The sequence below is a fragment of the Anaeromicropila populeti genome (assembly GCF_900112775.1).
In the GTDB taxonomy this organism is placed as follows: Bacteria; Bacillota; Clostridia; order Lachnospirales; family Lachnospiraceae; genus Anaeromicropila_A; species Anaeromicropila_A populeti.
In genome coordinates, this window is record NZ_FOYZ01000009.1 from 145152 (window position 1) to 160593 (window position 15442).

A 15442-nucleotide genomic window follows, 5' to 3' on the forward strand; every position below is an offset into this window, starting at 1 on the left:
TTAAACAACTCCTTCTTTTATAATTGATTTTTTATAAATATTTCCATACTTTGAAAACGAACTAGGATAAATCTCTAACTCGGATAAAATAGTTGCCAGCCACATTGGAAATGCATTGGCTACTTTGATTTCCAGAAGGTAAGCATTTTCTTCCATCAATTTATCGCCATAATCTCCTTTTGATAAGGATAAATCATACTGTCTGCTCCGGATGTTCTGATCCACTGTTAATCGAATTTCTGGATCCTCTTTGCCAAACATGGCAATTCTATCATAGGCAAGATATAGCTTTTTTTCAGGATGATAAAATTTCACAAAATAATCGATTTCCCGAAAGATCTGACTATCTTCACCAGGCTTTATTCCCCTTTCTAGATAATTCTCTGCCTCCTTTAAGGTCAGTTGGATTCTCCGCTTGTAAACAATTCCTTTGGATTTCTTTTTAATTTCCAGAAAGACTTTCGAACTTTCATTTGGTACTCCATAGCTCCTAAGTCTTATCTTTTCCTTATATTTTGGTTTTTCTATGGAATTGCGTATGAGCCAATAAGTATCTGTATCGTAATAAATATTACAAATTGTATGTTTACCATACTGGTCAATTTCCATATAAGGAGAAATTCTATCGCAAAAATCCTTGTACTTTTGTTCTGTCAGTAGATATTTTTTCTCAACTCTTTGAAAAACCGCATTTGCCTTTTCTGCTGCCATTGTTTTCTCCTCCATTGCTTTGTTTTCTTTAGTATACAGATTAATTGTGATTAACTAGTGATTTACCTGTGAAAAATCTTTGTCTTTTTACTCTCTCATTTACAGGAACGAAAAAGGCTCTTGCTCCATAGATTACGCATCTATTTTGCAAAAGCCTCTTCTTTTTTATTTCATTAAATTTTCTAAACGTTCTACAACTTGTTCCATCATATTCGTATACTTTGCTAACTTTTCTTTCTCTTCTTCAATTTTGTCTGCTGGTGCTTTACTGATAAACCTCTCATTACTTAGCATGCCATTTACACGCTTTAATTCGCCTTCCAGCCTGTTCTTTTCCTTTTGCAGTCTTTCAATTTCTTTATCCTTGTCAACCAAATCAGCAAAAGGAATATATATCGTTGCCCCTGGAATAACTGCGGAAACAGCATCGTCTTCTATACCTTCTTTGTCCCCCTGTATCATTACTTCACTGGCATAACCTAAAGTTGCAAAAAATACTCTGCTTGTATCAAATATTTTCTGCATTCCAGCATCTTCAGATACAACAATAACAGTTGCTTTTTTACTTGGCGGAACATTCATTTCTGCACGAACATTACGAATTCCCTTAACCGCTGATTTTATCACCTCAACTGCCTTCTCATCCTCTTCAAAATGAAGTTTTTCCTGAAACTCTGGCCACTGGGATGTCATAATAGACGCTTCTTCATCCCCGGTAAGAGTGCAGTAAATTTCCTCTGTAATAAATGGCATATATGGATGAAGTAACTTTAAGGAGTTAATTAGCACTGTTTTCAGCGTCCATAGGACAGCCGTTTTTGTTTCATCTAAATCATTATATAGTCTTGGCTTAACCATTTCGATATACCAGTCACAGAATTCTTCCCATATAAAATCATAAATTTTCTGAACAGCAATCCCTAACTCATAGCCATCCATGTTTTCTGTAACTTCCTTGGAAAGAGAATTTACTTTGGAAAGAATCCATTTATCTGCCTGAGTCAGGGAATCCAGATTAATTTCCTCAGGAATCGCTGCCTTCTCCATATTCATCATAATAAATCTAGATGCATTCCATACCTTATTAGCAAAATTCCGGCTTGCCTCTACTCTTTCATAATAAAATCTCATATCATTACCTGGAGCATTTCCTGTCACCAATGTAAGTCTTAGTGCATCCGCACCGTAGGAATCAATAACTTCCAATGGATCAATACCATTACCCAGTGATTTACTCATTTTACGTCCCTGAGAATCACGTACCAAACCATGTATCAGTACTGTATCAAATGGACATGTTCCTGTCTGTTCAATTCCACTGAATACCATTCGGATTACCCAGAAGAAAATAATATCATATCCAGTAACAAGAACGTTTGTTGGATAAAAATAATCAAAATCTTCATTTTTTTCAGGCCAGCCTAGTGTAGAGAATGGCCATAATGCGGAACTAAACCAGGTATCCAACGTATCTTCATCTTGAACAATATTTTGTGAATTGCATTTCGTACAGGTTTTTGGAGCATTCTCTGATTTTGCAACCATAATCTCTCCACAATCCTTGCAGTAATACACTGGGATACGGTGTCCCCACCAAAGTTGTCTTGAAATACACCAGTCTCTGATATTCTCCAGCCAGTTTAAATAGGTTTTATTAAAACGCTCTGGAACGAATTTCAACTCTCCTGTTTTTAAAGCTTCAATTGCTGGTTTTGCCATTTCTTCCATCTTTACAAACCACTGCTGCTTAATGAGAGGTTCTACCGTAGTACCACATCTGTCATGAGTACCAACATTATGAGTATGATCCTCTACCTTAACAAGAAGTCCCAATTCATCCAATTCTTTCACAATCAGCTTACGTGCTTCATAACGATCTAATCCTGCATACTTTCCGCCTTTTTCGTTAATTGTGGCGTTATCATTCATTACATTGATTTCTTCCAGGTTGTGTCTTTTTCCAACTTCAAAGTCATTCGGATCATGAGCTGGTGTTATTTTTACCACACCTGTTCCAAATTCACGCTCTACATAGTTATCTGCAACTACAGGAATTTCTTTATTAACAATCGGAAGCACCACGTTTTTCCCAATAATATGCTGGTATCTTTCATCATCAGGATGAACTGCAACCGCCGTATCACCTAACATTGTCTCTGGTCTTGTAGTAGCAATCTCAACAAAATCATCCGTTCCTGCTATTGGGTATTTTATATGCCAGAAGTGCCCTGCCTGTTCCTCATGCTCAACCTCTGCATCTGAAATAGACGTCTGACATACTGGACACCAGTTGATGATACGTGAACCTTTATAAATATACCCTTTCTCGTATAATTTTAAGAATACTTCTTCTACTGCACTAGAACATTCCTTATCCATTGTGAAATGTTCTCTGTCCCAGTCACAAGAGCTTCCTATTTTCTTTAACTGACTGATAATAGTTCCGCCGTATTCTTCCTTCCATTCCCATGCCTTTTCTAGAAAGCCTTCTCTTCCCAGCTCCCTCTTATCAATGCCTTCTTCTTTTAATTTATTCGTAACCTTTACCTCAGTTGAAATGCTTGCATGATCCGTTCCTGGAATCCAAAGTGCATTGTAGCCCTGCATTCTCTTATAACGGATTAATGTATCCTGAAGAGTATTATCCAGTGCATGTCCCATATGCAGCTTACCTGTAACATTTGGTGGAGGCATTACAATAGTAAACGGTTTCTTGCTCCGATCTGCCTCTGCATGAAAATACTTCTTTCCCATCCATTTATCATATAGTCTTCCTTCGATCTCATGAGGATTATATGTCTTTTCTAGTTCCTTTTTCATAGCAATCTCCTTTACCTAAAATATCTTATCATTTACAAAGTGTGTGACAGGAAATACGGAACAATATCTATCACACAAAAAAAAGTCCCTCGTCAAAGGACGAAGAACCGTTGTACCACCTTTATTCGTAATGAATGATTCATTACCTCAGAGCTGTTAACGAAGCAACCCGTCATTTTCTACTATGCACTGGCAGTTCAAAAATACTGTTCAAGAGCTACCTTCAGCGTGTACTTCAGTAAATTGTCTTTCAGCCATGGGACAATTCTCTCTGTAAAAGGTTACATGCCTACTCCTCTCTATCTATACATTTACATATACCTTAATATTAGTCAAAAAGCGCCTTTTTGTCAAGATTTTTATTTATTCCTTTAATACAACCTCATAGGTTTTTAAAAGCTGGCTGATCTCTTCCTTATACTCTGGATTTTTATTCATAATCTCAATAATGGCATCCACCTGTTCCTTTTTCACTTTAAAATTAAAATCTATTCTATCCCTTAATTTTTGTCTTTTCACATTTAGCTTATGTCTAATTTCAACCATTTCCTTACTGTCAATAATAGCTGCTGCCTGATAAATCCAAATTTCACAATCCTGAAGGTTTGCCTGCTTTAATTCACTCATTAATATTGTATTATAATAATTCAAAGAATCTGTATTGCTCCGATACTTTTCTTCTGCCTTTTTTGCAAGAAGATACTGCTCCCAAAGCTGCTGTAATTCCATGGAATTTTGAACCATAAACTTCTGATACATATAATCTAATGCATTTGTATTATTTACACATTTGATTTTCACCTTGTTCAGCAGACTGATTGCCCTGTTAAGCTTCTGTCCCACAACAAGCACCTCATACTGGTTTTTTCTTGCCTCGTAAATAATATAAATTGTAATCAAAACACCAAGTACAATTGACATGATAAAAGGAATTTTCATATCCAGTTCAAACAGTCCCGCAATTATGCTGAACATTCCAAACAAAATTAGAAGCAGTACAGCAGCTACCACCGCCAGACGCTTTAAATACTGTTGGTTATAAATAATCTCATTCTTTTTACGCTTCCATGAACTTTTTTCCTTTTCCAAATGTCGCATGTCGTTTTCAATTTTCAACTGATATTGCTCATTGTCACGCATGTGTTTTATTTCTTTTATCATGTCCTTTTCATATCGTGCAACATTGCGAAATTGTAAATCCGACAATTTCATTTCGCTTGATTGATATTTGGAACGTTCTCTTGTCAGCAAGATAATGTTCCGTGCAGCGTCTTCTAGTGTCTTTCTATTATCTTCTGGCATCAAATCCATTTTCTGAATATCGGTTAGATAGGATGTGACCGCCTGATATTCCATCCTTGCTTCCTCTATTTGCCTGTCTGCCTCCGCAATTTGCTCACAGCTCTCTTTTATAAAGCTGGCTCTGTCTTTTTTAGATTTCACATTCACAGTGCTGGTCTCTAAATCCAGACTTGTTTTTTCTTCTATCTCGTTTTCCTTAGGCAAATCTGTTTTCTCTACTGTTTTTTTTCTCTTCAAAATACTCATAGCTTCACCTTCACAACTAACTTACTTCCTTTCTATACTTGTTTTTCCAAGACAAAAGCAGTCGATCCACTTCCTCAAAAAACTTAGCAGCTTCACCATTTCTTTTAAATTCCTCCAGTTTCTTATACGGTTCGAACACCTGCTGACTTGTAACATCCTGCCGAACCTTTTCCATTTCCTGTTCATAGGTACTTATCGTTCCTTCATCCACTCGATATGTTTCTGTGACTTTATCCAGTTTTTCTTTCAATCCACCAAGCTGAAGTGCTAAAATAAAATATTTGAGAGTTTCCACCTTCCGATTCATACAATAGGCCTGTTCAAACTTCTGGGCAGCCTCACAAAAGGTTGCAATATGCAGCAGGGTAATTCCATAATTATGAAGCAAATTTCCCAACTGCTCCTGCGTAAAAACAGAAGACTCCTTCTGATTTAAAATAATATCGTACTCCTTTGCTGCAAATGCATAATTTCCATTTTTCAAATACTGATCTGCTTTCTTTTTTCTTCTTTCTATACTAGTTAAACCCGCCAGCTGATCCATAACGAGAATCAGTTCCTTTATTTCACCTTCTGTATAATAATCTGTACTGCAAAGAATTGTCACAACAATACTTTTTAAGTCCATTTTGCCTTCCATCGCCGATTCCAGTTTTTTAACAAGCATGTCCATTTCTAACTGATTCTTAATCCAATCATAAAGCATCTGGTTAAAAAACTCTTCTTCTATAATATATATATTTTCATACATGTAATAACACAACTCTTCTATTGTATAAAGATAAATATCCGACATTTCAACATGAAACGGCACAGCAGCTTCTGCTCCACTGCACAATATAAATTTGCCCATATTTTCCCTCCAAATCACTCTACAAATGAATTTCTTTTTCCCATACTCTGTTGGTGGACGGATAAAAATCTCCAAAACCTTTATCCTTTACTTTTATTAAAAATGTCTTTCTTTCTAAAAACTGTACCTGAACCTCCAGTCTGGTCGTTCTATTTGGCCTTCCTTCTATTGGATCGATATGAAGAAAATAATTCGTCCGCACATGATCAATCATGCTATAAACCTCTATTTCCAACTCTGTCTCGTCATCTTCAATCACTGAAATCATTCTATGTGCATCCATCCAGGGAATTCCTGCCTCCACAAGTAATACACGCTCCATTTTAGTATCTTTATACACTCGGATTGAAACCTCCACATATGTCATTTCTTCCCCTAATATAACATAATTTTTCAGCTTCCCGTTCCCATCCATCTCTTTTGCCCCATAGCAAGCTCCAACCGTATATAGATTATGGCCTATAAAAATTCTCCGTCCCACACACAAATCTTCTAATACCCAGTTTGCCCAGCTTCCTTCAAAGCCTTTTCCTGTTACATAAATAGTAGTTACTACCCGCTTGTGAAGCACGCTTTTTGCAATGGATTCAAAAATATAGGCTTTCTCTGGCTCCTCTGTAAATTCAGGGTACATCTCATAACTAATGGTATCACGAAAACTTTTTTCCTCTATGCCAATTGTCTGTGGCTGAAATCTTCGGTTAATGAAAATCCGGTAAAAAGTTAGTCCATTTTCATTATAGTCAAATAACCCTACATCATTCATCCAAAGCTCCTTTTTTTGACTGAGAGCATAATAAATGTAGCTTTGCCTGTGGCTAATTACCCTGCACCGAGCCGTTCCAATCCCCAACTCCTCCAGTGCAGCATAAATTGCGTTTACAAGCACTTCATTCATATCAGAAACAGTAATAACCATTCTATGAATTGCTTCCGATGGAAAATAAAATTTTAACAGGCTTAAACTTTTACGAAAAAATTTATTTAGTATTTCTACGTAAGAAAAAGTTTTATCTAGATAGACAATAGTTTCTCCCTGTTGGATTTTCTGGATAAAGTCCGTTAAAACTGGAACACCCTCTCGATTACCATAGGAAATTGCATTTTCACCATAAAACCACTCTCCTGTTTCCTTTTTTACTGCCAGTACAGTAGGAATTAGAAACACTTCCTTCTCGGTATATAGTGAAAGGGACTTAGGTTCAAATGCTTTTTCATCATAGCAGCTTATCTGGGTAAACTCATTACATAGATCAAATCCTACATATAACGTCTGATTATCGATTTTAAACACCCCCTATTCTAATGGCTGGAACATCTGTGCAACAATTGCTTCTGTTTCCAAATACTGCCTCATCAGCTCCATCACCGTTTTACTGTCCTGTACTTCCCTCGCCATCAGCATTAGATTCAGAAACGAAAACTTATTATCTTCTGATGAAAAATCCTGCTCATACTGCACATGTATGCTTTCGGTAATAGTTTCCTCCATACCGTCATCCTCAGTAATATAATACATCAGCCTTTCATTATGAAATAAAATGAATTCCTTCACAAAAATTCCATAGCACATATCCTTCATTTCTTCTTGCCTGAACTTCATTCCATCTGAAGTGTCAGACTCAATTGTATAGTGAATCATCACCTTGTTGTTAGGATTGGTCCGGTATTCCACAAAATATTTATTGGCAATGCAATGAGGAATGTGCATAACTTTTTGAAACTCCTTAAAAAATGAAAATACAATGCCTTTTCGTGCTAATCCACTTAAATGGACATCCACAAACTCTAATTCCTGGCTATTAAGCTGATGTAACGTACTCTTATATTTTAAAACTGCAATTAATAAAATTTGGTTTTCCTCAAACTGCAATTCCTGTTCCATAACAGAAAACAAGGAATCTGGTATTAACCGCTCCTTTACCATGTATTTGTAAGCAAAATAGTTTAGAAAGCTTTGCACCAGTATTTTATTCCTTTCCGGTTTCTTATAGTAGGAAAGAAAAACATCAACCGACTGAGACTTGCATTTCTCCGTAAACAGACACTGGCTTAGATACATTTCCTCTAGCAGTAACATATCAACAGAATAGATTCTTCCAGCATCCCAAAGCTGCTTCATTTCCTTCGTTGTTCCATTGAAATGCTTTGCTGCATACTCCACAATTTCCTGGTTATGCTTTCCCATTCTCACTGTATCATATGCCATATTCACAATCAGCTTATTTGGCTCTTCCTGTTTCTGAATATATTTTTTCAGAAAACGCACCAGTTTTTTCATTGAATTATTTTCATATCCATACTGTGCTAACAGTTCCAGCATATTATCGTCTATATCACGCAGCATACATAATTCCATAAGCTTTACACGATCTTGTGAGGATACTTTATGAAAGTCAATTGTCTGTAACAAGCTGTCCAGTTCATCGCCCTGCATGGAATCATAGAAATAGGATGCCAGCTTAACAATGCAATGGTTTCTAAAATTATCCTCTAATTCTTCCATCAATAATAGTTTTTTTCTCATAGAAACCGCATTCTGTGCGTACTTATGATAACTTTCCATTTGCTCATACAAATGCAACAAAAGCATGCCGTTGTCAGCCGCATACGGCATGCAATAATCCGCCAGTTCATCCAAATGCAGAAGTTTGTTTAACGTAAATTCTACTGTTGTGCAATATCGGTTTTCTCGGGAGTCAACTAAAAATACATTGGAATTTTCCGTAAAAATATGAATATAAGCCTTGCCATCCTCTAACGGAACATATATTTCTTCTGTCAGCTCCTTATGACATACAACCACACCAACCATATTTGCGTTGTGACATTGTATTTCATGTCGAAACATCACATATGGCAGATACACCGCATATTCTTTACATATTGTATCTTTATTGATTAATTCTTCATAAATAATTGCTAAGAATTCATTTACAGCCCTTTTCTCTAGCTGGCATATGGCAAATTCCTTTATCTTCTTCTCGTATTGTAAATAAATATCCCCATACTGTTCTTTGTTATAAATCATATTAGCATATAAAAATGCAGCCTTCCGCTCATTTAAATTACTTTGAAAAGAAAAATAAAGCAATACAGCCTGTGGAAAAATATAAAACAAATTCTCCTCTACAGAGTCCATATAAAATTCATATAACTGGGTAATCCGCAGCTGCTTTTCCACTCCACGGGCAAACCATCTGTTATATTTAACTGCTGCCTTTTGAGCCTTAATCAACATTGTACAAATTGTGTGTAATATTTCATCATTTTCTTCCCGTTCAAAAAGCTGCTTCATATTACGGAATACAACCAAATGAAAGCCTTTCATCCTCCCTGCCAGATACACATAACGCTCTATGATTTCATCTGTAATATAATTTTCTTTTACCATCCAGTTTAGCACCTGAATCGTTTCCCTGTTCAGCTCATGCAAAAGTCCAGCATCCATGCGGTACAAATTAGCTAATTCCAAATATAAAACCGAACTTTTGGAGCCCTTTTTTAAGTTCTGCAAAATTGCCCTTTTCTTTTTTTCAGGATTTTCTTCATAGCTCTGATCTAAATATAACAAAAACCAGAACAGCTGCCAGCAGTCTTCTTTCTTCTGGTACTGTTTTTCAATCCGCTCCCTTGCTTCTTCGATGCTCCCGTGATCCTTTTGATACAAAGCATTCAAGTACCAATACGCACATAAAATAAATGGAGCACTTTCCTTCCATTGTTCTTCTTTTTCCCGAAGCTGTCCAAACAGCGTCTGAACCTTCTCATCGTTTTCCTCCATAATAGCCAGATGCAGCTTTAACAACTCGTATTCCTGCCCATGCAGTTCATAAAAGTTCTGAATGCTCTGATTTACCTCCAGCATATACTGTTCCACCGCTATACGGTTCATACGGAAATTTAAATAACTCCTGGTAAACTCCAGGGATGCACTGTGATAATTCCGTATTTTTCTTTTTGTTCCGTCCATTTTATAACAATAAGCCACAATCTCAATCGTAAAGCTTTGATGTGACGTTCTCAAGAAAAGCTTTCCATAATTTTTACCTGGATGCATATGACTAGGATCCATTCTATATTCCAGGATATACTGGTTCCCAATAAAATTATCTGTCCACAAAATTTTATGCTCTGGAATAATAAAATCGGAATCTGTGGTAATGCGAATCTCCGAATAACCCCAGTTGTCTTTACGAATGGTAAGCTTATCCTGAAATGTCTCCTGTACCTCTTCATATTCCAGAAAAGACTTATCAATTGTAAACTGTATCCTGTCCTTTTTATGTATTGCAATCAGAAATTCCTCCAACCCATGGCTTGCTGACAAGCTTTTGCTCAAGCTTCTATATATTAGCCGGTTCTTTCTGTCATTGCTTAAAAAAACAGTTTCAAATTCTTCTGCCTTAAACACTTTAATTGCCTGGAGCCAATCCGCCTTTGCCAAATTGGCAAACTGAAAAAGATCACGAATTTTCCCCATCGTTGTATCAAAAAACGGCATTTCTACCGTTGCAAGAAAAGGAATCTCAAACTCACCTAAATTACTTTCTATCGTTATGATACCAGAATGAGTTTCACCAGGATTCAGATTAACTGCAACATACTCATATTCGATCGTAACAACCTGACCTGCAAAAGCTGTATTTTTTAATTTCATAAAAAAGCTGGAGCTATAAACTAATCCTTTCATATAAACTCCATCACGATTGCTCATCGTAATAGACCCACTATATTTTTTCCCAGCTTCGATACTAAATTCAATTGCTTCCTCGGAAAGCGTAACCTTTGTCAATTCGTATTCAATGATTCCTTTTGCTATTTTAGTTATTTTTTCTTTCATGGTATGTCTCCTTGCTTTTTCTTGAAAAATAGCTATAATAATTATAACACTACACGAAAAAAAAGAAAAGAAAAAGGGTGATGACATTGCATAATCAATTAACCAATCATAAAGAGCATTTTCATGGCAGTGACCTGGAAAAAATTGAGCAAATCTATCATATAAAGAAAGAATCTATTACCAGTTTTTCCGCCAATGTGAATCCTCTGGGAATTTCCTTCCGTTTAAGAGAAACACTGACAAGCCATATTGATGCTATAGCAACTTATCCTGACAGAAAATATACCAGTCTCAGGAATTCCATCAGCCAATATGTAAATGCCCCTTCAGAGCATATTATCGTTGGAAATGGTTCCACTGAATTAATATCCATATTAATTCAGTCAAGGAAACCTAAGCAAACACTAATCCTTGGTCCTACTTATTCAGAATACCAACGTGAGATTACATTACAAAATGGGATTTGTGAATATTTTCCCTTGCAGGAGGATAAAGAATTTCAATTGGATTTAAATGCATTACTAGAACACTTAACTTCTGATATTGATTTATTTATTCTATGTAATCCTAACAATCCAACTTCTTCTGTGTTAACTACCCAGCAGCTGTATCTGATTTTACAAACATGCAGGGAACATGGTATTTTTGTTATGATTGACGAAACGTATGTAGAATTTGCACCTGATATTAGTGCGATTACTGCTATCCCTCTCACAAGCCAGTTCCAGAATCTGATTGTGCTAAGAGGAGTATCTAAATTTTTTGCAGCTCCTGGCCTTCGTCTTGGCTATGGGGTTTGTAGCTGCCCTGAGCTTCTGACCGTGATAAATGAAAAGAAAAATCCTTGGACAATTAATTCCTTAGCAGCAATTGCAGGTGAAATTATGTTTCAGGATCAGGAGTATATTGATGCAACCAGAACATTAATTCATAATGAGCGAACAAGAATTGTAACTAGATTAAGAGAAAATCCTAATTTGAAAGTCTTTGAACCCTATGGCAATTTTGTACTGGTAAAGCTTCTTAACACCTCCCTTACTTCACAGGACGTATTTGATGCTGCCATTAGGAAAGGACTTATGATACGTGACTGCTCCGGATTCTCTTTTTTAAATGACCAGTTTATCCGTTTTTGTTTTATGTCACCTGAAAAAAATGATGAACTTACTACCTTACTTTTAGATTTGATTTAATGAAAAAAACACGCTTTATCATTCTTGATAAAACGTGTTTTTTTTATGATACGATTCCCAGTTCTTTTGCTGCTCTTCTCCAATAAAGTTCTGGTATGTTATTGTTTTTAGCATTAATACCGTCGCTGACTGCCATATCATAGGCAGCCTTGGCACATAACGGTCCCATGTTAATTCCCGTTTCCATGGATTTCAAAATGCACTTAGGCCAGACATACGCCTTTTCCATGAGAGAACTTTTGAGAAAAAAACATTCCACTTCTTTAAAATCAAAGGGCAGTGATATGAGCTGATATTCCCATTTGTTCTGTTTCCATTCCAGCATTGCAAAGTGAGCAGTTGCCGGACATCCTATGGCAACTCCTACTGAACCAGGATTAATCAATAATTTATTACAATATTGGTAAGAAAATTGTCTGTGAGTGTGGCCACATAACAAATAGTCTGTTGTCAGCTCCTCCATATATTCTCTCGTTTTTTCTGAATTCGCATATAGCAGTTCTCTGGAAGAACAAGGCGAACCATGTACCATCGTAATGGGCGCTGTCCCTTCAATCTGAATTACCCTGCAATTTTCCTGCTGCCGGAAATGTTCAATGTCAGCAGCTGTTATATGTTCATAAGTGTATAGCAGGCTTCCTCTGTAAGAGGAATATTCCCAATTATCACTTTTTCCGTCCTTATGGTCGATAAAATACTCTTCCCTGTTTCCTCTTATGTGAAACGTCATATAGTTATGATCTAATTCTTTTATAAGTCCCAGCGTTCTTTCCGGATTGGGACAATCACTAATATTATCCCCCAGAAATAGTATACCGTCTACCTGGTTATGTTCAATATAGGAAATACATGTTTCAAAAGCAATGTAATTGCTATGAATATCACTTAAAACAGCAAGTTTCATCTTTTTCCCTCTTTCTAGAACCTATTCAAACTGTTTAAATTTTTCATAAATAATAGAATATTGTTCTTTAATCGTCATATACACACCTATTGTTTTCGTTTTCTGCTTTTCGAAATTTTTGAACAAATAATCCATGTTCCGAACCGCACAGCCTACCACTTTGGGACAAAGCTTATTGCTTTCTGCATCCTTTTCCAAAATGTCAATGATCTTCTGTTTGTCAAATGAATCCTTGTAACTTCTCTTCCCGTATAATGCACTGATAATATCTGCTACTGCAACAATTCTCTGGGGAATTGTCAGTTCCTCTCCCTTTAATCCTCTCGGATATCCAGAACCATCCAGCTTTTCATGGTGTCTTGCAGCAATCTCCAGAACCTCTTCATTTACAACATTTTTTAGTATTTCAACTGTATTGGTGACATGCGCCTTCATAATCACCATTTCTTCATCGGTCAGCTTTCGAGGTGCCTCCAGTATTTCTATCGGTGTTGTCAGTTTTCCAATATCATGTAATAATGCTCCATAATATAAAATATAAATGTCCTTATTGGGTACCCTCATTAATCTGGCAATTTCTGTGGCAAATGCTGTGGTTGCCATGGAATGTATTACTGTATATTCACTACGGAAATCAATGGTATAAATAAGCATTTGAAGAAATTCCCGTTTATATTCCTCTGACAACAGTTTTTTACCAAGAAGCCCGTTTAACTCAGCTTCATAACTGCCATCTTTTATTTTTTCTAAAATTTTATATTTCTTTTCTGCCCGTAAAAAAAGTACTTTTGCCCGTTCAGAAAACTTAATATTACTGTTCTTCACAAAAAAATCTGCTTTCATTTCTCCATCATTCATTCGCAAATACCAGTCTAATACATCTGCAAAGCTTAAATATTCTGCTATTTCCATGTATTTTGAACGTATTAAATGATATTTGCGGTATTCTAAATGATGGTATAGTACAATTTCAGCTTTTTCGCCAATTGGCGACAGGTAACGCAGAAAAAGATAGCCATAAATAGAATGCTTCCATACACTCTTTGTTTCATTATGTTTAATATCTACATCACTGCCCTCTTTAAAAAGACCAATGTCATGCAAAATTCCAATCATTGTATAATCAATTAACTCCTGCAACGAATACTTATACTGAAAATCCAACATTTTATATAAAATGTAACCAACGATTGAACCATGCTCCATAATTGTTTCGTCAACAATATTTAACGCCTTGCGTATAATATTGTTGACATCTTTACTACTGATTACGCCCATATCTTACTCATCATCTCTTTATAATTTCATGTCTTCCAGGACCATTTGATACCATTGTGATTGGCACTTCCAACTCACGTTCAATAAATTCAATATATTTTCTACAGTTTTCTGGTAAATCTTCATACTTACTGATTCCTCTGATTTCTTCTTTCCAGCCTGGCAATACTTCGTACACTGGTTTTGCCTTTGCAAGCTGAACCGTTGTTAGAAAATCCTTTGTAACCTTACCATCCACTTCGTATCCTATGCAGACAGGAATCTCATCCAAATAGCCTAATACATCTAACACTGTAAATGCAACCTCTGTAGCTCCCTGCATTCTACATCCGTAACGTGAAGCAACTGCATCAAACCAACCCATTCGTCTTGGTCTTCCTGTGGTAGCACCGTACTCGCCGCCATCACCACCGCGTCTTCTTAATTCATCTGCTTCCTCCCCAAAGATTTCACTAACAAACTCACCAGCTCCCACTGCACTGGAATATGCCTTTACCACACACACGATTTTCTTAATCTCATATGGCGGAATACCAGCTCCGATTGCTCCATAAGCGGCCAATGTGGAAGAAGAGGTAACCATTGGATAAATTCCGAAATCCGGATCCTTCAATGTTCCTAACTGACCTTCCAACAATATTGATTTGTCTTCCTTAATTGCCTGCTGTAAAAATGCAGCCACATCGCAAACATATGGTTTTACCATTTCCTTATATTCCATTAATGTCTGATATAATTCATTCTCATCAATTGCAGGTTTCTTATATAAATGTTCCAAAATAACATTTTTTTGTTCACAAACCCGGCTAATTTTTTCACGAAGCACTTCCTCATCTGCAAATAATTCGGAAACCTGAAAGCCAATCTTAGCATACTTGTCAGAATAAAATGGTGCAATGCCAGATTTTGTTGACCCGAATGATTTTCCGCCCAATCTTTCCTCTTCATACTGATCAAACAGGATATGGTAAGGCATCAAAATCTGTGCTCTCTCTGAAACTAAAATCTTTGGACTTGGTACGCCCTTTTCTACAATACTTTTTATTTCATTAAACAAATAAGGAATATTTAAGGCAACCCCATTGCCAATAATGCTGGTTGTATGCTCATAAAACACTCCTGATGGTAATAAATGTAATGCAAACTTTCCATAATTGTTGATTATGGTATGACCTGCATTGCTTCCACCTTGAAACCGTACTATAATGTCTGACTTTTCTCCAAGCATGTCAGTAATTTTACCTTTTCCTTCGTCGCCCCAATTGGCACCAACTATTGCTGTAACCATTCTA

The 15442-nt window shown here is 36.4% G+C and carries 10 protein-coding genes and 1 other annotated feature; of the genes, 1 reads left to right on the top strand and 9 read right to left on the bottom strand.

Annotation, left to right across the window (positions count from 1 at the left end; genetic code table 11):
- The 6 genes from BM305_RS12375 to BM305_RS12400 form a co-directional block, all read right to left on the bottom strand.
- Window positions 1-711 carry a polyphosphate polymerase domain-containing protein gene (locus BM305_RS12375; protein WP_092561276.1) on the bottom strand — a complete coding sequence of 237 codons (711 nt, stop codon included), beginning with the start codon at window positions 709-711 and terminating at the stop codon, window positions 1-3.
- A 165-nt stretch (window positions 712-876) separates the two neighbouring features.
- Window positions 877-3531 carry a valine--tRNA ligase gene (locus BM305_RS12380; protein WP_092561278.1) on the bottom strand — a complete coding sequence of 885 codons (2655 nt, stop codon included), beginning with the start codon at window positions 3529-3531 and terminating at the stop codon, window positions 877-879.
- A 92-nt stretch (window positions 3532-3623) separates the two neighbouring features.
- Window positions 3624-3846: a binding site (T-box leader), on the bottom strand.
- Between the two features lie 48 nt (window positions 3847-3894).
- Entirely contained in the window at window positions 3895-5070 is a 1176-nt protein-coding gene (locus BM305_RS12385) for a hypothetical protein (protein ID WP_207649486.1), read from the bottom strand.
- 25 nt (window positions 5071-5095) lie between these two features.
- Window positions 5096-5932 (bottom strand): hypothetical protein, encoded by an 837-nt coding sequence (locus BM305_RS12390; RefSeq protein ID WP_092561282.1) that lies wholly within the window; start codon window positions 5930-5932, stop codon window positions 5096-5098.
- Between the two features lie 19 nt (window positions 5933-5951).
- Entirely contained in the window at window positions 5952-7226 is a 1275-nt protein-coding gene (locus BM305_RS12395) for a DUF5716 family protein (protein WP_092561284.1), read from the bottom strand.
- Between the two features lie 3 nt (window positions 7227-7229).
- Window positions 7230-10775, bottom strand: a complete 3546-nt coding sequence (locus BM305_RS12400; protein ID WP_092561286.1) for a DUF5717 family protein — start codon at window positions 10773-10775, stop codon at window positions 7230-7232.
- A gap of 80 nt (window positions 10776-10855) precedes the next feature.
- On the opposite strand from BM305_RS12400, the gene BM305_RS12405 reads away from it, so the two are divergent.
- Window positions 10856-11968, top strand: a complete 1113-nt coding sequence (locus tag BM305_RS12405; RefSeq protein WP_092561288.1) for a pyridoxal phosphate-dependent aminotransferase — start codon at window positions 10856-10858, stop codon at window positions 11966-11968.
- Between the two features lie 43 nt (window positions 11969-12011).
- On the opposite strand, the gene BM305_RS12410 is transcribed toward BM305_RS12405, so the two are convergent.
- The 3 genes from BM305_RS12410 to BM305_RS12420 are packed head-to-tail and all read right to left on the bottom strand — an operon-like array spanning window position 12012 to window position 15438.
- Window positions 12012-12872 (bottom strand): metallophosphoesterase family protein, encoded by an 861-nt coding sequence (locus BM305_RS12410; RefSeq protein ID WP_092561290.1) that lies wholly within the window; start codon window positions 12870-12872, stop codon window positions 12012-12014.
- Between the two features lie 21 nt (window positions 12873-12893).
- Window positions 12894-14150: an HD-GYP domain-containing protein gene (locus BM305_RS12415; protein ID WP_092561292.1), complete on the bottom strand. Its 1257-nt coding sequence runs from the start codon at window positions 14148-14150 to the stop codon at window positions 12894-12896.
- Between the two features lie 10 nt (window positions 14151-14160).
- Complete coding sequence (locus BM305_RS12420; RefSeq protein ID WP_092561294.1) at window positions 14161-15438, bottom strand: adenylosuccinate synthase; 1278 nt, start codon at window positions 15436-15438, stop codon at window positions 14161-14163.
- Between the last annotated feature and the right edge of the window lie 4 nt (window positions 15439-15442).

Excerpts from the sequence above, each read along its gene's own strand:
- BM305_RS12375 (WP_092561276.1), bottom strand. The coding sequence starts at position 711 with ATGGCAGCAGAAAAGGCAAATGCGGTTTTTCAAAGAGTTGAGAAAAAA.
- BM305_RS12380 (WP_092561278.1), bottom strand. The coding sequence starts at position 3,531 with ATGAAAAAGGAACTAGAAAAGACATATAATCCTCATGAGATCGAAGGA.
- BM305_RS12390 (WP_092561282.1), bottom strand. The coding sequence starts at position 5,932 with ATGGGCAAATTTATATTGTGCAGTGGAGCAGAAGCTGCTGTGCCGTTT.
- BM305_RS12400 (WP_092561286.1), bottom strand. The coding sequence starts at position 10,775 with ATGAAAGAAAAAATAACTAAAATAGCAAAAGGAATCATTGAATACGAA.
- BM305_RS12405 (WP_092561288.1), top strand. The coding sequence starts at position 10,856 with ATGACATTGCATAATCAATTAACCAATCATAAAGAGCATTTTCATGGC.
- BM305_RS12410 (WP_092561290.1), bottom strand. The coding sequence starts at position 12,872 with ATGAAACTTGCTGTTTTAAGTGATATTCATAGCAATTACATTGCTTTT.
- BM305_RS12415 (WP_092561292.1), bottom strand. The coding sequence starts at position 14,150 with ATGGGCGTAATCAGTAGTAAAGATGTCAACAATATTATACGCAAGGCG.
- BM305_RS12420 (WP_092561294.1), bottom strand. The coding sequence starts at position 15,438 with ATGGTTACAGCAATAGTTGGTGCCAATTGGGGCGACGAAGGAAAAGGT.